The following is a 21,905-nucleotide window of genomic DNA, read 5'->3' on the forward strand; positions in this document are numbered from 1 at the left end:
CATGCGTAAACAACGAATCTTTATCGCTGGCCATCGTGGGATGGTTGGTTCCGCCATCAGGCGTCAGCTCGAACAGCGCGGTGATGTGGAGCTGGTATTACGCACCCGCGACGAGCTGGATCTGCTGGACAACCGCGCGGTGCATGATTTCTTTGCCAGCGAACGCATTGACCAGGTCTATCTGGCGGCGGCGAAAGTGGGCGGCATTGTTGCCAACAACACGTATCCGGCGGATTTCATCTACCAGAACATGATGATTGAGAGCAACATCATTCACGCCGCGCATCAGAACGACGTGAACAAACTGCTGTTTCTCGGTTCGTCCTGTATCTACCCGAAACTGGCAAAACAGCCGATGGCAGAAAGCGAGCTGTTGCAGGGTACGCTGGAGCCGACCAACGAGCCTTATGCCATTGCCAAAATCGCCGGGATCAAACTGTGCGAATCTTACAACCGCCAGTATGGACGTGATTACCGCTCAGTCATGCCGACCAACCTGTATGGCCCGCATGACAACTTCCACCCGAGTAATTCGCATGTGATCCCAGCATTGTTGCGTCGCTTCCACGAGGCGACGCAACAGAATGCGCCGGACGTGGTGGTATGGGGCAGCGGTACGCCGATGCGTGAATTTCTGCATGTCGATGATATGGCGGCGGCGAGCATTCACGTGATGGAGCTGGCGCACGAAGTCTGGCTGGAAAATACCCAGCCGATGCTGTCGCACATTAACGTCGGCACGGGCGTTGACTGCACTATCCGCGAGCTGGCGCAAACCATCGCCAAAGTGGTGGGTTACAAAGGTCGGGTGGTTTTTGATGCCAGCAAACCGGATGGCACGCCGCGCAAACTGCTGGATGTGACGCGCCTGCATCAGCTTGGCTGGTATCACGAAATCTCACTGGAAGCGGGGCTTGCCAGCACTTACCAGTGGTTCCTTGAGAATCAAGACCGCTTTCGGGGGTAATGATGTTTTTACGTCAGGAAGACTTTGCCACGGTAGTGCGCTCCACACCGCTTGTCTCTCTCGACTTTATTGTCGAGAACAGTCGCGGCGAGTTTCTGCTTGGCAAAAGAACCAACCGCCCGGCGCAGGGTTACTGGTTTGTGCCGGGAGGGCGCGTGCAGAAAGACGAAACGCTGGAGGCCGCATTTGAGCGGCTAACGATGGCGGAACTGGGGCTGCGTCTGCCGATAACAGCAGGCCAGTTTTACGGTGTCTGGCAGCACTTTTATGACGATAACTTCTCCGGCACGGATTTCACCACGCACTATGTGGTGCTCGGTTTTCGCTTCAGAGTAGCGGAAGAAGAACTGTTACTGCCGGATGAGCAGCATGACGATTACCGCTGGCTGACGCCGGACGCGCTGCTCGCCAGTGACAATGTTCACGCTAACAGCCGCGCCTATTTTCTCGCTGAGAAGCGTGCCGGAGTACCCGGATTATGAAAATACTGGTCTACGGCATTAACTACTCGCCGGAGTTAACCGGCATCGGCAAATACACCGGCGAGATGGTGGAATGGCTGGCGGCACAAGGTCATGAGGTGCGGGTCATTACCGCACCGCCTTACTACCCGCAGTGGCAGGTGGGCGAGAACTATTCCGCCTGGCGGTACAAACGAGAAGAGGGAGCCGCTACGGTGTGGCGCTGCCCGCTGTACGTGCCAAAACAGCCGAGCACCCTGAAACGCCTGTTGCATCTCGGCAGTTTTGCCGTCAGCAGTTTCTTTCCGCTGATGGCGCAACGTCGCTGGAAGCCGGATCGCATTATTGGCGTGGTGCCAACGCTGTTTTGCACGCCGGGAATGCGCCTGCTGGCGAAACTCTCTGGTGCGCGTACCGTGCTGCATATTCAGGATTACGAAGTGGACGCCATGCTGGGGCTGGGCCTTGCCGGAAAAGGCAAAGGCGGCAAAGTGGCACAGCTGGCAACGGCGTTCGAACATAGCGGACTGCATAACGTCGATAACGTCTCCACGATTTCGCGTTCGATGATGAATAAAGCCATCGAAAAAGGCGTGGCGGCGGAAAATGTCATCTTCTTCCCCAACTGGTCGGAAATTGCCCGTTTTCAACATGTTGCAGACGCCGATGTTGACGCCCTTCGTAACCAGCTTGGCCTGCCGGATAACAAAAAAATCATTCTTTACTCCGGCAATATTGGTGAAAAGCAGGGGCTGGAAAACGTTATTGAAGCAGCCGATCGCCTGCGTGATGAACCGCTGATTTTTGCCATTGTTGGGCAGGGCGGCGGCAAAGCGCGGCTGGAAAAAATGGCGCAGCAGCGTGGACTGCGCAACATGCAATTTTTCCCGCTGCAATCGTATGACGCTTTACCTGCACTGCTGAAGATGGGCGATTGCCATCTGGTGGTGCAAAAACGTGGCGCGGCAGATGCCGTATTGCCGTCGAAACTGACCAATATTCTGGCGGTAGGCGGTAACGCGGTGATTACCGCAGAAGCCCACACAGAACTGGGGCAGCTTTGCGAAACCTTTCCGGGCATTGCGGTTTGCGTAGAACCGGAATCGGTCGAGGCGCTGGTGGCGGGGATCCGTCAGGCGCTTCTGCTACCCAAACACAACACGGTGGCACGTGAATATGCCGAACGCACGCTCGATAAAGAGAACGTGTTACGTCAATTTATAAATGATATTCGGGGATAATTATGGCGCAGTCGAAACTCTATCCAGTTGTGATGGCAGGTGGCTCCGGTAGCCGCTTATGGCCGCTTTCCCGCGTACTTTACCCCAAGCAGTTTTTATGCCTGAAAGGCGATCTCACCATGCTGCAAACCACCATCTGCCGCCTGAAAGGCGTGGAGTGCGAAAGCCCGGTGGTGATTTGCAATGAGCAGCACCGCTTTATTGTCGCGGAACAGCTGCGCCAACTGAACAAACTCACCGAGAACATTATTCTCGAACCGGCAGGGCGTAACACTGCACCTGCCATTGCGCTGGCGGCGCTGGCGGCAACACGTCATAGCCCGGAGAGCGACCCGTTAATGCTGGTGCTGGCGGCGGATCATGTGATTGCTGATGAAGACGCGTTCCGCGCCGCCGTGCGTAATGCCATGCCGTATGCCGAAGCGGGCAAGCTGGTGACCTTCGGCATTGTGCCGGATCTACCTGAAACCGGTTATGGCTATATTCGTCGCGGTGAAGTATCTGCGGGCGAGCAGGATACGGTGGCCTTTGAAGTGGCGCAGTTTGTCGAAAAACCAAATCTGGAAACCGCGCAGGCCTATGTGGCAAGCGGCGAATATTACTGGAACAGCGGCATGTTCCTGTTCCGCGCCGGACGCTATCTCGAAGAACTGAAAAAATATCGCCCGGATATTCTCGATGCCTGTGAAAAAGCGATGAGCGCCGTCGATCCGGATCTTGATTTTATTCGTGTGGATGAAGAAGCGTTTCTCGCCTGCCCGGAAGAGTCGGTGGATTACGCAGTCATGGAACGCACGGCAGATGCTGTTGTGGTGCCGATGGATGCGGGCTGGAGCGATGTCGGTTCCTGGTCTTCATTATGGGAGATCAGCGCCCACACCGCCGAGGGCAACGTTTGCCATGGCGATGTGATTAATCACAAAACTGAAAACAGCTATGTGTACGCCGAATCTGGCCTGGTCACCACCGTCGGGGTGAAAGATCTGGTGGTGGTGCAGACCAAAGATGCGGTGCTGATTGCCGACCGTAACGCGGTGCAGGATGTGAAAAAAGTAGTCGAGCAGATCAAGGCCGATGGTCGCCATGAGCATCGGGTGCATCGCGAAGTGTATCGCCCGTGGGGCAAATATGACTCTATCGACGCGGGCGACCGCTATCAGGTGAAACGCATCACCGTGAAACCGGGCGAAGGCTTGTCAGTACAGATGCACCATCACCGCGCGGAACACTGGGTGGTTGTCGCGGGAACGGCAAAAGTCACCATTGACGGTGATATCAAACTGCTTGGTGAAAACGAGTCCATTTATATTCCGCTGGGGGCGACGCACTGCCTGGAAAACCCGGGGAAAATTCCGCTCGATTTAATTGAAGTGCGCTCCGGCTCTTATCTCGAAGAGGATGATGTGGTGCGCTTCGCGGATCGCTACGGACGGGTGTAAACGTCGCATCAGGCGCTGTTTGTCGGATGCGGCGTGAACGCCTTATCCGACCTACGGTTCGGGTTTGTAGGCCTGATAAGACGCGGCAGCGTCGCATCAGGCAATGAATGCGAAACCGCGATGTAAATAACGACAAAAACAAAATTGGCCGCTTCGGTCAGGGCCAACTATTGCCTGAAAAAGGGTAACGACATGAAAAAATTAACCTGCTTTAAAGCCTATGATATTCGTGGAAAATTAGGCGAAGAACTGAATGAAGATATTGCCTGGCGCATTGGTCGCGCCTATGGCGAATTTCTTAAACCGAAAACCATTGTGTTAGGCGGTGATATCCGCCTCACCAGCGAAACCTTAAAACTGGCGCTGGCAAAAGGTTTACAGGATGCGGGCGTCGATGTGCTGGATATTGGCATGTCCGGCACCGAAGAGATCTATTTCGCCACGTTCCATCTCGGTGTGGATGGCGGCATCGAAGTTACTGCCAGCCATAATCCGATGGATTACAACGGCATGAAACTGGTGCGCGAAGGGGCTCGCCCGATCAGCGGCGATACCGGACTGCGCGATGTCCAGCGCCTGGCAGAAGCCAACGACTTCCCTCCCGTCGATGAAACAAAACGCGGTCGCTATCAGCAAATCAATCTGCGTGACGCTTACGTTGATCACCTGTTCGGTTATATCAACGTCAAAACCTCACGCCGCTCAAGCTGGTGATCAACTCCGGGAACGGCGCTGCGGGTCCGGTGGTGGACGCCATCGAAGCCCGCTTTAAGGCCCTCGGCGCGCCTGTGGAATTAATCAAAGTGCACAACACGCCGGACGGCAATTTCCCCAACGGTATTCCTAACCCGCTGCTGCCGGAATGCCGCGACGACACTCGCAATGCAGTCATTAAACACGGCGCAGATATGGGCATTGCTTTTGATGGCGATTTTGACCGCTGCTTCCTGTTTGACGAAAAAGGGCAGTTTATCGAGGGCTACTACATTGTCGGCCTGCTGGCAGAAGCGTTCCTCGAAAAAAATCCCGGCGCGAAGATCATCCACGATCCGCGTCTTTCCTGGAACACCGTTGATGTGGTGACTGCCGCAGGCGGCACCCCGGTAATGTCGAAAACCGGACACGCCTTTATTAAAGAACGTATGCGCAAGGAAGACGCCATCTACGGTGGTGAAATGAGCGCCCACCACTACTTCCGTGATTTCGCTTACTGCGACAGCGGCATGATCCCGTGGCTGCTGGTCGCTGAACTGGTGTGCCTGAAAGGAAAAACGCTGGGCGAACTGGTGCGCGACCGGATGGCGGCGTTCCCGGCAAGCGGTGAGATCAACAGCAAACTGGTGCAACCCGTTGAGGCGATTAACCGCGTCGAACAGCACTTTAGCCGCGAGGCGCTGGCGGTGGATCGCACCGATGGCATCAGCATGACCTTTGCCGACTGGCGCTTTAACCTGCGCTCCTCCAACACCGAACCGGTGGTGCGCCTGAATGTGGAATCGCGCGGTGATGTGCCGCTGATGGAAGCGCGAACGCGAACTCTGCTGACGTTGCTGAACGAGTAATGTCGGATCTTCCCTTACCCCATTGCGGGTAAGGGGCTAATAACAGGAACAACGATGACAAATCTAAAAAAGCGCGAGCGAGCGAAAACCAATGCATCGTTAATCTCTATGGTGCAACGCTTTTCAGATATCACCATCATGTTTGCCGGACTATGGCTGGTTTGCGAAGTCAGCGGACTGTCATTCCTCTACATGCACCTGTTGGTGGCGCTGATTACGCTGGTGGTGTTCCAGATGCTGGGCGGCATCACCGATTTTTATCGCTCATGGCGCGGTGTTCGGGCAGCGACAGAATTTGCCCTGCTGCTACAAAACTGGACCTTAAGCGTGATTTTCAGCGCCGGACTGGTGGCGTTCAACAATGATTTCGACACGCAACTGAAAATCTGGCTGGCGTGGTATGGGCTGACCAGTATCGGACTGGTGGTTTGCCGTTCATGTATTCGTATTGGGGCGGGCTGGCTGCGTAATCATGGCTATAACAAGCGCATGGTCGCCGTAGCGGGGGATTTAGCCGCCGGACAAATGCTGATGGAGAGCTTCCGTAATCAGCCGTGGTTAGGGTTTGAAGTGGTGGGGGTTTACCACGACCCGAAACCGGGCGGCGTTTCTAACGACTGGGCGGGTAACCTGCAACAGCTGGTCGAGGATGCTAAAGCAGGCAAGATTCATAACGTCTATATCGCGATGCAAATGTGCGACGGCGCGCGAGTGAAAAAACTGGTCCATCAATTGGCGGACACCACCTGTTCGGTGCTGCTGATCCCCGATGTCTTTACCTTCAACATTCTCCATTCACGTCTTGAAGAGATGAACGGCGTTCCGGTGGTGCCGCTTTACGACACGCCGCTTTCCGGGGTTAACCGCCTGCTCAAACGTGCGGAAGACATTGTGCTGGCGACGCTTATTCTGCTGCTGATCTCCCCGGTGCTGTGCTGTATTGCGCTGGCGGTGAAACTCAGTTCACCTGGGCCGGTTATTTTCCGCCAGACTCGCTATGGCATGGATGGCAAGCCGATCAAAGTGTGGAAGTTCCGTTCCATGAAAGTGATGGAGAACGACAAAGTGGTGACTCAGGCGACGCAGAACGATCCGCGCGTCACCAAAGTGGGGAACTTTCTGCGCCGCACCTCGCTGGATGAATTGCCGCAGTTTATCAATGTGCTGACCGGGGGGATGTCGATTGTCGGTCCACGTCCACACGCGGTGGCGCATAACGAACAGTATCGCCAGCTCATTGAAGGCTACATGCTGCGTCATAAAGTGAAACCGGGCATTACTGGCTGGGCGCAGATTAATGGCTGGCGCGGCGAAACCGACACACTGGAGAAAATGGAAAAACGCGTCGAGTTCGATCTTGAGTACATCCGCGAATGGAGCGTCTGGTTCGATATCAAAATCGTTTTCCTGACGGTATTCAAAGGTTTCGTTAACAAAGCGGCATATTGATATGAGCTTACGTGAAAAAACCATCAGCGGCGCGAAGTGGTCGGCGATTGCCACGGTGATCATCATCGGCCTCGGGCTGGTGCAGATGACCGTGCTGGCGCGGATTATCGACAACCACCAGTTCGGCCTACTGACTGTGTCGCTGGTGATTATTGCGCTGGCAGATACGCTTTCTGACTTCGGTATCGCTAACTCGATTATTCAGCGAAAAGAAATCAGTCACCTGGAACTCACCACGCTGTACTGGCTGAACGTCGGGCTGGGGATCGTGGTGTGCGTGGCGGTGTTTCTGTTGAGTGATGTCATCGGCGACGTGCTGAATAACTCGGATCTGGCGCCGTTGATTAAAACATTGTCGCTGGCGTTTGTGGTGATCCCCCACGGGCAGCAGTTCCGCGCGTTGATGCAGAAGGAGTTGGAGTTCAACAAAATCGGCATGATCGAAACCAGCGCGGTGCTGGCGGGCTTTACTTTTACGGTGGTTAGCGCCCATTTCTGGCCGCTGGCGATGACCGCGATCCTCGGTTATCTGGTCAATAGTGCGGTGAGAACGCTGCTGTTTGGCTACTTTGGCCGCAAAATTTATCGCCCCGGTCTGCATTTCTCGCTGGCGTCGGTGGCACCGAACTTACGCTTTGGTGCCTGGCTGACGGCGGACAGCATCATCAACTATCTCAACACCAACCTTTCAACGCTGGTGCTGGCGCGTATTCTCGGCGCGGGCGTGGCAGGGGGATACAACCTGGCGTACAACGTGGCTGTTGTGCCACCGATGAAGCTGAACCCCATCATCACCCGCGTGTTGTTTCCAGCGTTTGCCAAAATTCAGGACGACACCGAAAAGCTGCGCGTCAACTTCTATAAGTTGCTGTCGGTGGTGGGGATTATCAACTTTCCGGCGCTGCTGGGGCTGATGGTGGTGTCGAATAACTTTGTACCGCTGGTCTTTGGTGAAAAGTGGAACAGCATTATTCCGGTGCTGCAATTGCTGTGTATTGTGGGTCTGCTGCGCTCAGTGGGTAACCCGATTGGTTCGCTGCTGATGGCGAAAGCGCGGGTCGATATCAGCTTTAAATTCAACGTATTCAAAACCTTTCTGTTTATTCCGGCGATTGTTATTGGTGGACAGATGGCGGGCGCAATCGGCGTCACGCTCGGTTTCCTGCTGGTGCAGATTATCAACACCATTCTGAGTTACTTCGTGATGATTAAACCGATGCTCGGTTCCAGTTATCGCCAGTACATCCTCAGTTTGTGGCTGCCGTTTTATCTCTCGCTGCCGACGCTGGTGGTCAGTTATGCGCTGGGCATTGTGCTGAAAGGGCAACTGGCGCTGGGAATGCTGCTGGCGGTGCAAATAGCCGCGGGCGTGCTGGCGTTTGTAGTGATGATTGTGCTGTCGCGCCATCCGCTGGTGGTGGAAGTGAAGCGTCAGTTTTGTCGCAGCGAAAAAATGAAAATGCTCTTACGGGCGGGGTGAATGGTTGTTTTCGGTTCCGGCAACGGTTGCCGGATGCGGCGTGAACGCCTTATCCGTCCTACGGTTCTGGGCTCGGGACTTGTAGGCCTGATAAGACGCGTCAGCGTCGCATCAGGCAAAAGCGGCAACGAACACAACAAACACAGCCTCACCTGGCATCAAATTTATGAGGAAAAAATGAAATTACTTATTCTGGGCAACCACACTTGCGGCAATCGCGGTGACAGCGCCATCTTGCGCGGCTTACTTGATGCCATCAACATCCTCAATCCACACGCCGAAGTGGACGTGATGAGCCGCTATCCGGTCAGTTCTTCCTGGCTGCTCAACCGCCCGGTAATGGGTGATCCGCTGTTCCTGCAAATGAAACAACACAATAGCGCGGCGGGCGTTGTCGGGCGCGTTAAAAAAGTCCTCCGTCGCCGCTACCAGCATCAGGTATTGCTCTCACGCGTCACCGACACTGGCAAGCTGCGTAATATCGCCATCGCCCAAGGATTCACCGACTTCGTGCGCCTGCTGTCAGGTTACGACGCCATTATTCAGGTCGGCGGATCGTTTTTTGTCGATCTCTATGGCGTGCCGCAGTTTGAACATGCACTTTGCACGTTCATGGCGAAAAAGCCGCTGTTTATGATTGGTCACAGTGTTGGTCCCTTCCAGGATGAGCAATTTAACCAACTGGCGAACTATGTCTTTGGTCATTGCGACGCGCTGATCCTGCGCGAATCGGTCAGTCTCGATCTGATGAAACGCAGCAATATCACTACCGCAAAAGTGGAACATGGCGTTGATACCGCGTGGCTGGTCGATCACCACACAGAAGACTTTACCGCCAGCTATGCCGTTCAACACTGGCTGGACGTTGCCGCACAACAGAAAACGGTGGCAATTACCCTGCGCGAACTGGCACCGTTCGACAAACGTCTCGGCACCACTCAACAAGCGTATGAAAAAGCCTTTGCCGGGGTGGTCAATCGCATTCTCGATGAAGGGTATCAAGTGATTGCGCTCTCCACCTGTACGGGTATCGACAGCTATAACAAAGACGACCGCATGGTGGCGCTCAACCTGCGCCAGCACATCAGCGATCCTGCCCGTTATCACGTAGTGATGGATGAACTCAACGATCTGGAAATGGGCAAAATCCTCGGTGCCTGTGAGCTCACCGTCGGTACGCGCCTGCACTCCGCCATTATCTCAATGAACTTTGCCACTCCGGCGATTGCCATCAACTATGAACATAAATCCGCCGGGATTATGCAGCAGCTGGGGCTGCCAGAGATGGCAATTGATATCCGTCATTTACTGGACGGCAGCCTGCAAGCGATGGTTGCGGATACCTTAGGCCAACTTCCGGCGCTGAACGCGCGACTTAACGAAGCCGTCAGTCGCGAACGTCAGACGGGAATGCAGATGGTGCAATCTGTGCTTGAGCGCATCGGGGAGGCGAAATGAAGGTCGGCTTCTTTTTGCTGAAATTTCCGCTGTCGTCGGAAACCTTCGTCCTCAACCAAATTACCGCGTTTATTGATATGGGCTTTGAGGTGGAGATTGTCGCGCTGCAAAAAGGCGACACCCAGAATACCCACGCGGCATGGACGAAATACAACCTTGCCGCCAGAACCCGCTGGTTACAGGACGAACCACAAGGCAAAGTGGCGAAACTGCGCCACCGCGCCAGCCAGACCTTACGCGGCATTCATCGTAAAAATACCTGGCAGGCGCTCAACCTCAAACGCTATGGTGCCGAGTCGCGGAACCTGATTTTGTCTGCCATTTGTGGTCAGGTCGCAACACCGTTTCGCGCCGATGTGTTCATCGCTCATTTTGGCCCGGCGGGGGTAACCGCAGCAAAACTCCGCGAACTGGGTGTCATTCGCGGCAAAATTGCCACTATCTTCCACGGCATTGATATCTCTAGTCGGGAGGTGCTCAACCATTACACTCCCGAATATCAGCAACTGTTCCGCCGCGGCGATCTGATGCTACCAATAAGCGATTTGTGGGCCGGAAGGCTGCAAAAAATGGGCTGCCCGAGGGAGAAAATTGCCGTATCGCGCATGGGGGTGGACATGACGCGCTTTAGCCCGCGTCCCGTGAAAGCGCCCGCAACACCGCTGGAGATTATTTCCGTCGCACGCTTAACCGAGAAAAAAGGCCTGCATGTGGCGATTGAAGCCTGCCGTCAGTTGAAAGAGCAGGGCGTGGCATTTCGCTATCGCATCCTCGGCATTGGCCCGTGGGAACGACGCCTGCGCACGCTCATCGAACAATATCAACTGGAAGATGTGGTAGAGATGCCGGGCTTTAAACCGAGCCACGAAGTGAAAGCGATGCTCGACGACGCGGATGTCTTCCTGTTGCCATCGGTAACGGGTGCGGATGGCGATATGGAAGGCATTCCGGTGGCGCTGATGGAGGCGATGGCGGTCGGCATTCCGGTGGTTTCTACTCTGCATAGCGGAATTCCGGAACTGGTAGAGGCCGATAAATCCGGCTGGCTGGTGCCTGAGAACGATGCTCGCGCACTGGCGCAACGGCTTGCGGCGTTTAGCAACTGGATACAGACGAACTGGCTCCGGTCGTCAAACGTGCGCGCGAAAAAGTCGAACACGATTTTAACCAGCAGGTGATTAACCGAGAACTCGCCAGCTTGCTGCAAGCTTTATAGAGGAGAACGCATGTCATTTAAAAAACTCTCCCGACGCACCTTCCTGACGGCAAGCTCGGCGCTTGCCTTCCTCCATACCCCCTTCGCCCGCGCACTTCCCGCCCGACAAAGCGTTAACATTAACGACTACAACCCACACGACTGGATCGCCTCATTTAAACAAGCCTTCAGCGAAGGGCAAACGGTCGTCGTCCCTGCCGGATTGGTTTGTGACAATATCAACACCGGCATCTTCATCCCTCCCGGTAAAACGTTACGCATCCTTGGAAGCCTGCGCGGCAATGGCAGAGGGCGATTTGTCTTACAGGACGGCAGCCAGGTGACAGGGGAGGAGGGTGGCAGTATACATAACATCACCCTGGATGTGCGCGGTTCTGACTGCATCATCAAAGGGTTGGCGATGAGCGGCTTTGGCCCGGTAACGCAGATTTATATCGGCGGCAAAAATAAACGTGTCATGCGCAACCTGACTATCGATAACCTGACTGTTAGCCACGCTAATTACGCCATCTTACGCCAGGGATTTCATAACCAGATTATCGGTGCCAACATCACCAATTGTAAGTTCAGCGACTTACAGGGCGACGCCATCGAATGGAACGTGGCGATTAACGACAGTGATATTTTGATATCCGACCATGTCATCGAGCGCATCAACTGTACTAATGGCAAAATCAACTGGGGTATTGGCATAGGACTGGCAGGAAGTACTTACGATAATAACTACCCGGAAGACCAGTCGGTTAAAAACTTTGTCGTGGCGAATATCACGGGATCGGATTGTCGGCAACTGATTCATGTTGAGAACGGCAAACACTTCATCATTCGTAATATCAAGGCTCATAATATTACGCCAGCTTTCAGCAAGAAAGCGGGTATTGATAACGCCACGGTAGCGATATATGGATGTGATAACTTTGTTATTGACAATATAGAAATGACCAATAGTGCCGGAATGTTAATCGGTTACGGAGTCATTAAAGGTAAGTATCTCTCAATACCACAAAACTTCAGATTGAATAATATTCATCTTGATAACACTAACCTTGCCTGGAAATTGCGCGGAATCCAAATTTCCGCAGGGAATGCCGTTTCATTCGTGGCGTTGACCAACATTAAAATGAAGCGTGCTTCGCTGGAGCTTCACAACAAGCCGCAACACATTTTTATGCGTAATATCAACGTAATGCAAGAATCCACTGAGGGGCCGGCATTGACCATGAATTTCGACCTGCGAAAGGACGTTCGTGGTGTCTTTATGGCAAAGAACGAGACGCTACTGTCGCTGGTAAATGTTCATGCGGTGAATGAAAAAGGACAAAGTTCAGTCGATATCGACAGGATTAATCACCATGTCGTTAATGTGGAAAATATTAACTTTAAGCTGCCGGAACGGGGCAGGTAGATTTGCGACCATTCCTGGAAAAATAGAGCCATACTTAGGAATAACGCTACTGCAATCTTGAGCGAAGCGGCGTAACATCGGAAGTAAATCAGTAATCAATTCAGGGGAATTGATGCTGGCGAAAAAAATCGAACAAGCTATAATTCAGCAACCATTTTACAGGTGGATGAAATAATGACGAATTTAAAAGCAGTTATTCCTGTAGCGGGTCTTGGGATGCATATGTTGCCTGCAACTAAGGCGATTCCTAAAGAGATGCTACCGATCGTCGACAAGCCAATGATTCAGTACATTGTTGACGAGATTGTGGCTGCAGGGATCAAAGAAATCCTCCTGGTAACTCATGCGTCCAAGAACGCAGTCGAAAATCACTTCGATACCTCTTATGAATTAGAATCTCTCCTTGAACTGCGCGTGAAGCGCCAGCTTCTGGCGGAAGTACAATCTATCTGCCCGCCAGGTGTGACCATTATGAACGTGCGTCAGGGGGAACCTTTAGGTCTGGGCCACTCGATTTTGTGTGCTCGACCAGCCATTGGCGATAACCCGTTTGTCGTGGTGCTGCCGGATGTTGTTATCGACGACGCCAGTGCCGATCCGCTGCGTTACAATCTGGCCGCAATGATTGCGCGCTTCAATGAAACTGGCCGCAGCCAGGTTCTGGCAAAACGCATGCCGGGCGATCTCTCTGAATACTCCGTCATCCAGACCAAAGATCCGCTTGATCGCGAAGGCAAAGTCAGCCGCATTGTTGAATTTATCGAAAAACCGGATCAGCCGCAGACCCTGGACTCAGACATCATGGCCGTTGGTCGCTATGTGCTTTCTGCCGATATTTGGCCTGAACTGGAGCGTACTCAACCTGGAGCATGGGGACGTATTCAGTTGACTGATGCCATTGCTGAGTTGGCAAAAAAACAAGCAGTTGACGCAATGCTGATGACTGGGGACAGTTACGACTGTGGTAAGAAAATGGGTTATATGCAAGCGTTTGTGAAGTATGGACTGCGTAACCTGAAGGAAGGCGCTAAGTTCCGCAAAGGCATTGAGAAGTTGTTAAGCGAGTAACAAATTCCTGACTGGAAGTGTCGGTCAGTAAGAAATTAAAAACGGCAGTGAAGATTCATAGCATAAGTTTTGCTCATTGAATCTCACTGCCGTTGTCGTTTTTATAAATATAATAAAAACAGCATGTTAGCTTGCAATTATAGTTCAAATTTTTCCAGGATTTTCCTTGTTTCTACAGCTGTTTGGTAAGACAATTAGCGTTTGAATTTTTCGGATTTGGCACGAGTGGGTTACGCTCGTCACATCGTGGAAATGTACGCAGTGCTCTGGTAGCTGTTAAGCCAGGGGCGGTAGCGTGCATTAATGCATCTATTAATCAAATCTGGAGCAGTCTATTTCACAGCATGCTCTCTGGCTATATGGAATAAAAAAGTGAAGATACTTGTTACTGGTGGCGCAGGATTTATTGGTTCTGCTGTTGTTCGTCACATAATAAATAATACGCAAGATAGTGTTGTTAATGTCGATAAATTAACCTACGCCGGAAATCTGGAATCGCTCGCTGAAATTTCTGATTCTGAACGTTATTCATTTGAGCATGCAGATATCTGTGATGCCGCAGTGATGGCTCGTATTTTTTCACAACACCAGCCAGATGCGGTGATGCACCTGGCGGCTGAGAGCCACGTTGACCGCTCAATAACTGGCCCGGCGGCATTCATTGAAACTAATATTGTCGGTACTTACGTACTTTTAGAAGCAGCGCGCAATTATTGGTCTGGCCTGGATGATGAAAAGAAAAAAAAACTTCCGCTTTCATCATATTTCTACTGATGAAGTGTATGGTGACTTACCCCATCCGGATGAAGTAAATAGCAATGAAACGTTGCCGTTATTTACGGAAACGACAGCATATGCGCCAAGTAGCCCATATTCTGCTTCTAAAGCGTCAAGCGATCATTTGGTTCGCGCATGGAAACGTACTTATGGTTTACCGACAATTGTGACTAATTGCTCGAACAACTATGGTCCTTATCATTTCCCGGAAAAGCTTATTCCATTGGTTATTCTTAATGCACTGGAAGGTAAGGCATTACCTATTTATGGCAAAGGGGATCAAATTCGCGACTGGTTGTATGTAGAGGATCATGCTCGAGCGTTGTATACCGTAGTTACTGAAGGTCAAGCGGGTGAAACCTATAACATTGGCGGACACAACGAAAAGAAAAACATCGATGTTGTGCTGACTATTTGTGATTTGTTGGATGAGATAGTCCCGAAAGAGAAATCTTATCGTGAGCAAATTACTTATGTTGCTGATCGCCCAGGGCATGATCGCCGTTATGCAATCGATGCCGATAAAATTAGCCGTGAATTGGGCTGGAAACCGCAAGAAACGTTTGAGAGCGGGATTCGGAAGACAGTGGAATGGTACCTGTCCAATACAAAATGGGTTGATAATGTGAAAAGTGGCGCCTATCAATCGTGGATTGAACAGAACTATGAGGGCCGCCAGTAATGAATATCCTCCTATTTGGCAAAACAGGGCAGGTAGGTTGGGAACTACAGCGTGCTCTGGCACCGCTGGGTAATCTGATTGCTCTTGATGTTCACTCCACTGATTATTGTGGTGATTTTAGTAATCCCGAAGGTGTAGCTGAAACCGTAAGAAGCATTCGGCCTGATGTTATAGTCAACGCAGCCGCTCACACCGCAGTAGACAAAGCGGAATCAGAACCGGAATTTGCACAATTACTTAACGCGACAAGCGTCGAAGCGATTGCAAAAGCAGCCAATGAAGTCGGCGCCTGGGTTATTCACTACTCTACTGACTACGTATTTCCGGGGACCGGTGAAATACCGTGGCAGGAGACAGATGCAACAGCACCATTGAATGTTTATGGTGAAACTAAACTAGCCGGAGAAAAAGCGTTACAGAAATATTGCGCGAAGCATATTATTTTCCGTACCAGCTGGGTATATGCAGGTAAAGGAAATAACTTCGCCAAAACAATGTTGCGTCTGGCAAAAGAGCGCGAAGAACTGGCTGTGATAAACGATCAGTTTGGCGCACCAACAGGTGCCGAATTGCTGGCTGATTGCACCGCTCATGCCATTCGCGTAGCAGTAGACAAACCAGAAGTTGCTGGTTTGTACCATCTGGTTGCTGGCGGCACAACAACCTGGCACGATTATGCCGCTCTGGTATTTGAAGAAGCGCGCAAAGCAGGGATTAACCTTGCTCTTAACAAACTTAACGCCGTGCCAACAACGGCCTATCCCACACCAGCCCGTCGACCCCATAACTCTCGCCTCAATACAGAAAAGTTTCAGCAGAACTTTGCGCTTGTCTTGCCTGACTGGCAGGTGGGCGTGAAACGAATGCTCAACGAATTATTTACGACTACGGCAATTTAACAAATTTTTGCATCTCGCTCATGATGCCAGAGCGGGATGAATTAAAAGGAATGGTGAAATGAAAACGCGTAAAGGTATTATTCTGGCTGGTGGTTCCGGCACTCGTCTTTATCCTGTGACGATGGCAGTAAGTAAACAACTGCTGCCGATTTATGATAAACCGATGATTTATTATCCGCTTTCAACGCTTATGTTAGCGGGTATTCGCGATATTCTTATTATCAGTACGCCACAGGATACACCGCGTTTCCAACAATTGTTGGGGGACGGGAGCCAGTGGGGGCTAAATCTACAGTATAAAGTACAACCGAGTCCGGATGGCCTGGCGCAAGCGTTTATCATTGGTGAAGACTTTATTGGTGGCGATGATTGTGCACTCGTGCTTGGCGATAATATCTTCTATGGACACGACTTACCAAAATTAATGGACGCTGCGGTTAACAAAGAAAGCGGTGCAACGGTATTTGCTTATCACGTTAATGATCCTGAACGCTATGGTGTCGTGGAGTTTGATAATAACGGTACGGCAATTAGCCTGGAAGAAAAACCGCTGGAACCAAAAAGTAACTATGCGGTTACTGGGCTTTATTTCTATGACAATGACGTCGTGGAAATGGCGAAAAACCTTAAGCCTTCTGCCCGTGGCGAACTGGAAATTACCGATATTAACCGTATTTATATGGAACAAGGACGTTTGTCTGTCGCTATGATGGGGCGTGGCTATGCATGGCTGGATACAGGGACGCATCAAAGCCTTATTGAAGCAAGTAACTTCATTGCAACAATTGAAGAGCGTCAGGGATTAAAAGTATCTTGCCCGGAAGAGATTGCTTATCGTAAAGGATTTATTGATGCTGAGCAGGTGAAAGTATTAGCCGAACCGTTGAAGAAAAATGCTTATGGTCAGTATCTGCTCAAAATGATTAAAGGGTATTAATAAAATGAATGTAATTAAAACTGAAATTCCTGATGTGCTGATTTTTGAACCAAAAGTCTTTGGGGATGAACGTGGCTTCTTTATGGAAAGCTTTAATCAGAAAGTATTCGAAGAGGCAGTGGGGCGTAAGGTTGAGTTTGTTCAGGATAACCATTCGAAATCCAGCAAAGGCGTATTACGTGGGCTTCATTACCAGTTAGAACCCTATGCACAAGGAAAATTGGTACGCTGTGTTGTCGGTGAAGTTTTTGATGTTGCGGTTGATATTCGGAAATCATCACCAACATTTGGCAAGTGGGTTGGTGTAAATTTGTCGGCGGAGAATAAGCGCCAGTTATGGATACCGGAAGGATTTGCTCATGGGTTTTGCGTTCTTAGTGATGAAGCAGAATTTGTCTACAAAACAAATAATTTCTATTCAAAAATGCAAGAACGTGGGATTATATGGAACGACAAAACTATAAATATAGAATGGCCGGTACAAAATCCATTGCTTTCTGATAAAGATATTAATGGTCAAAAATTTGTAGATGCTGATTATTTTATATGATAAAGAAATGTAATAATGAGTATAATAAAAAATAGTGTCTGGAACCTTTTTGGCTATGCAATACCAACTTTAATTGCTATCCCCTCGCTAGGGTTTCTCGCTCGAGGTTTGGGGCCTGAAGGTTTCGGTGTTTATACAATTGCAATTGCACTTGTTGGGTATGCTGGAATTTTTGATGTAGGCCTGACCCGCTCTGTTATTAGAGAAATTGCAATTCATCGTGATAATCATCATGAAAGAACCAAGGTAATTTCAACAAGTACATCTTTTTTGGTGCTATTTTCGTGCTTTGGTGCTTTTTTATTATTGATTTTCTCTGATGGAATAGTTAATTATCTAAAAATTTCTGGTGTTGAACATAATGATATACAACTAGCATTTAAACTGTTGGCTATTTGCATTCCATTATTTATTCTAAATCAATTATGGTCAGCCATTCTTGAGGGGGATGAAAAATTTGGCATTGTAAATATTCAAAAATCTATATCAAGCTCCTGCATCGCGGGAATTCCGGCCATATTTGTTTTTTATAGTGCTACATTGTCAGCTGCGGTTACTGGTTTAATATTTGCAAGAGTTATTTCGATTTTAGTCTCTGCCTATTATGTCAGGAATGACATTAAAATTTCGGGGGTTCATTTTTGTTATAAAACCTTTAAACGACTTTTTTTCTTTGGCGGTTGGATGACAGTAAGTAATATCATAAGTCCGGTCATGGTGTATTTTGACCGATTTATAGTGTCAAATATTATGGGGGCAGATAAAGTTGCATTTTATTCTGCACCAGCGGAGGTTATTCTGAAATTAGGAATAATACCTGCAGCAATCGGAAGAGCAGTGTTTCCAAGGTTAAGTAACATCAAAGACTTTAAAGAATTTAAACGTAATGTAAATAAATCATTGCTGTTAATGTTTATAATCTGTTTGCCGGTGATAATCATCGGCTTGTTGTATTCAGGGCTTATATTGAAAATATGGTTTGGTGAGAATTACCAAATTAATTCCTTTAATATATTAAATGTGTTATTGATCGGTTTTTTCTTCAATGCGTTGGCAATGATACCATTCTCTGCAATCCAGGCATTAGGAAAATCTAAAATTACTGCTTTGATTCATTGTGCTGAATTGGTTCCTTATTTAGTCCTTTTGTATTTTATGGTCGAAAAATATGGGTTACTGGGTGCCGCAATATCTTGGAGCATACGTGTAATTTTAGATGCTCTGTTATTACAATGGCTTTATACTAGGATGTGTTCTGTATATGAAGACTAAAATTAACCAATTACTGAGTCACTTGGATAATGAATAGTAATATTTACGCTGTCATTGTGACATATAATCCCGAACTTAAAAATCTAAATGCATTGATCACTGAGCTAAAGGAGCAAAATTGTTACGTTGTAGTAGTCGATAATAGTACTAATTTCACCTTGAAAGATAAATTAGCAGACATCGAAAAAGTTCATTTAATTTGTCTTGGTAGGAATGAAGGTATAGCAAAAGCACAAAACATTGGGATTCGACATTCTCTTGAAAAAGGGGCAGAGAAGATAATTTTTTTTGATCAAGATAGCCGTATTCGCAATGAGTTTATCAAAAAACTTTCCTGCTATATGGATAATGAAAATGCAAAAATAGCTGGCCCAGTTTTTATTGATAGAGATAAGTCACATTATTATCCTATTTGTAATATCAAAAAAAATGGTCTTCGAGAGAAAATTCATGTCACTGAAGGACAGACACCGTTTAAAAGTTCAGTAACAATCTCATCCGGAACCATGGTTTCAAAAGAAGTTTTTGAGATTGTTGGAATGATGGATGAGGAACTTTTTATTGATTATGTCGATACAGAATGGTGTCTTAGATGCTTAAACTATGGCATATTAGTTCATATCATTCCTGATATAGAAATGGTTCATGCTATTGGGGATAAGTCAGTAAAAATCGGTGGGATTAACATACCAATTCACTCGCCAGTACGTCGTTATTATCGAGTAAGAAATGCATTTCTTTTGCTTAGAAAAAATCATGTGCCTCTTTTACTCTCTATTAGGGAAGTTGTTTTTTCTTTAATTCATACGACTTTAATTATTGCAACTCAAAAAAATAAAATTGAATATTTCAAAAAACATATTCTGGCTACGCTGGATGGAATAAAAGGAATTACTGGAGGCGGTCGTTACAATGCATAGTTATGATCAAAAAAGAGTTGCTGTACTCATGGCTACGTATAATGGCGAATGCTGGATTGAGGAACAATTAAAAAGTATTATAGGACAAAAGGGTGTAGACCTCTCAATATTTATATCAGATGATTTATCAACTGATAATACATTAAACATTTGTGAAGAATTTAAAGCATCATATCCGTCAATTATAAATATACTTCCTAGCGCCGATAAGTTTGGGGGGGCAGGTAAGAATTTTTATAGATTAATTAAAGATGTCGATTTTGAAAATTATGATTATATCTGTTTTAGTGATCAGGATGATATTTGGTATAAAGACAAAATAAAAAATGCAATTGACTGCTTGGCATTAAATAATGCGGATTGTTATTCTAGCAATGTAATTGCATACTATCCATCAGGGGAAAAAAATTTAGTTGATAAAGCTCAGTCGCAAACTCAATTCGATTATTTTTTTGAAGCAGCAGGTCCAGGGTGTACATATGTTATAAAAAAAGAAACGCTTATTGAATTTAAGAAGTTCATCATAAATAATAAAAAATGCTGCACAAGATATCTGTCTGCATGATTGGTTTTTATATTCATTTGCGCGGACGAGAAATTATTCGTGGCATATTGATAGAAAACCAACAATGTTATACAGACAGCATGAAAACAACCAAGTTGGAGCAAATACTAATTTTAAAGCAAAATACAAGCGGCTTGGTTTGGTAAGAAACAAGTGGTATCGAAAAGAAGTAACTAAAATAGCTAATATATTAGCTGATAATAGCTTTGTGAAAAATCAATTGGATAAAGGTTATATAGGCAATTTGATCTTGGCTTTAAGTTTTTGGAAGTTAAGGCGGAAAAAGGCTGATAAAATTTATATTTTATTAATGTTGATTTTAAATATTTTTTAAATAATATCACCTTGCGAATATGAATAATATAAATAAAATTTTTATAACATTTTTTATGTATTGAACTAATTGTTGGTGGTGGTGGAAGATTACTGGATCCATTGGGGATATTCCCTTTGCGATATTTATTATTTGTATGTAGTTTTATACTCTTAACTTTAAATTTAGTTACATTGAATTTTTCAATTTCCCAAAAATGTGTTAGTCTTTTTATATGGTTGCTTTTATTCCCACTATATGGCTTCTTTGTTGGCTTATTAACTGGTAATAAAGTAAATGATATACTGTTTGACGTGCAACCATACCTTTTTATGTTGTCACTTATATATTTATTTACACTAAGATATACTTTAAAAGTGTTTTTATGTAAAACTTTCATTAAAACAGTTAATGTATTTGCATTATATGGATCACTGTTATACATTTCATACATAATTTTGCTGAATTTGGGCTTGTTAAATTTCAATTTAATTTATAAACACTTATCATTGACTAGCGAGTTCTTTTTTCGTCCAGATGGGGCTTTTTTTTTCCAAATCCTTCTACTTTTTTGGTGTCGGTGCGATTATCAGTTTTGTCGACAAAAAATATTTAAAATGTTTCATAATAGTGCTGGCGATATTATTGACGGAATCAAGAGGTGTATTACTTTTTACGACATTATCACTGCTATTGGCCAGTTTTAAATTACATAAACTATATTTAAATACGATTATAATAATATTGGGCTGTGTTCTATTTATAATAATGCTTTACATGGTCGGATCACGCAGTGAAGATTCTGACTCTGTTAGATTTAATGATTTATATTTTTATTATAAAAATGTTGATTTAGCGACGTTCTTGTTTGGAGGAGGATTCGGTTCATTTATATTAGATCGATTAAGGATAGAAATAGTACCTCTTGAGATTCTTCAGAAAACAGGTGTTATTGGTGTATTTACATCAATAATTCCTATGTTGCTTATCTTTGTGAAAGGTTATTTTTTAAATACAACAAAAACATCCTTAATGATGTCGTTAATACTTTTTTTCAGTATTACCGTTTCTATAACTAATCCATTTCTTTTTACACCCATGGGGATTTTTATTATAGGAGTTGTAGTTTTATGGATATTTTCTATAGAAAATGTCAAAATTAGTAACAGCCTCCCTTCTGGAGCTAAATAGTTTATATAAGGGGATTTTTTATCACTCTTTTAATATTATTGTAATTATTCCTT

The 21,905-nt window shown here is 47.4% G+C and carries 14 protein-coding genes and 5 pseudogenes; all 19 read left to right on the forward strand.

Annotated features, from left to right (window positions below):
* The first annotated feature begins 1 nt into the window (after position 1).
* The 19 genes and pseudogenes from fcl to AACU94_RS06255 all read left to right on the forward strand — a co-directional run bounded on the left by fcl (position 2) and on the right by AACU94_RS06255 (position 21,852).
* Positions 2–967 carry a GDP-L-fucose synthase gene (gene fcl, locus AACU94_RS06165; protein WP_135489118.1) on the forward strand — a complete coding sequence of 322 codons (966 nt, stop codon included), beginning with the start codon at positions 2–4 and terminating at the stop codon, positions 965–967.
* A gap of 2 nt (positions 968–969) precedes the next feature.
* On the forward strand, positions 970–1,449 hold the full coding sequence (gene gmm / locus AACU94_RS06170; protein WP_000479836.1) for a GDP-mannose mannosyl hydrolase: 480 nt from the start codon (positions 970–972) through the stop codon (positions 1,447–1,449).
* Positions 1,446–2,669 (forward strand): colanic acid biosynthesis fucosyltransferase WcaI, encoded by a 1,224-nt coding sequence (gene wcaI, locus AACU94_RS06175; RefSeq protein ID WP_135489119.1) that lies wholly within the window; start codon positions 1,446–1,448, stop codon positions 2,667–2,669. The genes gmm and wcaI overlap by 4 nt, the downstream gene beginning before the upstream one ends.
* A gap of 2 nt (positions 2,670–2,671) precedes the next feature.
* Entirely contained in the window at positions 2,672–4,108 is a 1,437-nt protein-coding gene (gene cpsB / locus AACU94_RS06180) for a mannose-1-phosphate guanyltransferase (RefSeq protein WP_000079246.1), read from the forward strand.
* 192 nt (positions 4,109–4,300) lie between these two features.
* Positions 4,301–5,670: pseudogene (gene cpsG / locus AACU94_RS06185) on the forward strand (colanic acid biosynthesis phosphomannomutase CpsG).
* Between the two features lie 54 nt (positions 5,671–5,724).
* A complete protein-coding gene (wcaJ, locus tag AACU94_RS06190) occupies positions 5,725–7,119 on the forward strand; it encodes an undecaprenyl-phosphate glucose phosphotransferase (protein ID WP_000183130.1) in 1,395 nt (464 codons plus the stop codon).
* A 1-nt stretch (position 7,120) separates the two neighbouring features.
* Entirely contained in the window at positions 7,121–8,599 is a 1,479-nt protein-coding gene (gene wzxC / locus AACU94_RS06195) for a colanic acid undecaprenyl disphosphate flippase WzxC (RefSeq protein WP_135489120.1), read from the forward strand.
* A 177-nt stretch (positions 8,600–8,776) separates the two neighbouring features.
* Positions 8,777–10,057, forward strand: a complete 1,281-nt coding sequence (gene wcaK / locus AACU94_RS06200; RefSeq protein WP_024229333.1) for a colanic acid biosynthesis pyruvyl transferase WcaK — start codon at positions 8,777–8,779, stop codon at positions 10,055–10,057.
* Positions 10,054–11,273 (forward strand): annotated as a pseudogene (gene wcaL, locus AACU94_RS06205) (colanic acid biosynthesis glycosyltransferase WcaL). The gene wcaK and the pseudogene wcaL overlap by 4 nt, the downstream one beginning before the upstream one ends.
* A 10-nt stretch (positions 11,274–11,283) precedes the next feature.
* Positions 11,284–12,678 (forward strand): colanic acid biosynthesis protein WcaM, encoded by a 1,395-nt coding sequence (gene wcaM / locus AACU94_RS06210; protein WP_135489121.1) that lies wholly within the window; start codon positions 11,284–11,286, stop codon positions 12,676–12,678.
* Between the two features lie 174 nt (positions 12,679–12,852).
* A complete protein-coding gene (gene galF / locus AACU94_RS06215; RefSeq protein WP_000183029.1) occupies positions 12,853–13,746 on the forward strand; it encodes a UTP--glucose-1-phosphate uridylyltransferase GalF in 894 nt (297 codons plus the stop codon).
* A gap of 372 nt (positions 13,747–14,118) precedes the next feature.
* Positions 14,119–15,205 (forward strand): annotated as a pseudogene (gene rfbB, locus AACU94_RS06220) (dTDP-glucose 4,6-dehydratase).
* Entirely contained in the window at positions 15,205–16,104 is a 900-nt protein-coding gene (gene rfbD, locus AACU94_RS06225; RefSeq protein ID WP_130221813.1) for a dTDP-4-dehydrorhamnose reductase, read from the forward strand. Before rfbB ends, rfbD begins: the two are co-directional and overlap by 1 nt.
* 58 nt (positions 16,105–16,162) lie before the next feature.
* A complete protein-coding gene (rfbA, locus tag AACU94_RS06230; protein WP_105280193.1) occupies positions 16,163–17,041 on the forward strand; it encodes a glucose-1-phosphate thymidylyltransferase RfbA in 879 nt (292 codons plus the stop codon).
* A gap of 4 nt (positions 17,042–17,045) precedes the next feature.
* A complete protein-coding gene (gene rfbC, locus AACU94_RS06235; RefSeq protein ID WP_130219611.1) occupies positions 17,046–17,591 on the forward strand; it encodes a dTDP-4-dehydrorhamnose 3,5-epimerase in 546 nt (181 codons plus the stop codon).
* A 15-nt stretch (positions 17,592–17,606) separates the two neighbouring features.
* Entirely contained in the window at positions 17,607–18,863 is a 1,257-nt protein-coding gene (gene wzx / locus AACU94_RS06240) for an O13/O129/O135 family O-antigen flippase (RefSeq protein WP_130219613.1), read from the forward strand.
* A 29-nt stretch (positions 18,864–18,892) separates the two neighbouring features.
* On the forward strand, positions 18,893–19,783 hold the full coding sequence (locus AACU94_RS06245; RefSeq protein WP_130219615.1) for a rhamnosyltransferase: 891 nt from the start codon (positions 18,893–18,895) through the stop codon (positions 19,781–19,783).
* Positions 19,776–20,682 (forward strand): annotated as a pseudogene (gene rfbG, locus AACU94_RS06250) (dTDP-rhamnosyl transferase RfbG). Before AACU94_RS06245 ends, rfbG begins: the two are co-directional and overlap by 8 nt.
* A gap of 19 nt (positions 20,683–20,701) precedes the next feature.
* A pseudogene (locus AACU94_RS06255) lies at positions 20,702–21,852 on the forward strand (O13/O129/O135 family O-antigen polymerase).
* The last annotated feature ends 53 nt before the right edge of the window (positions 21,853–21,905 follow it).

The organism is Escherichia sp. E4702 (assembly GCF_963883545.1).
In the GTDB taxonomy this organism is placed as follows: Bacteria; Pseudomonadota; Gammaproteobacteria; order Enterobacterales; family Enterobacteriaceae; genus Escherichia.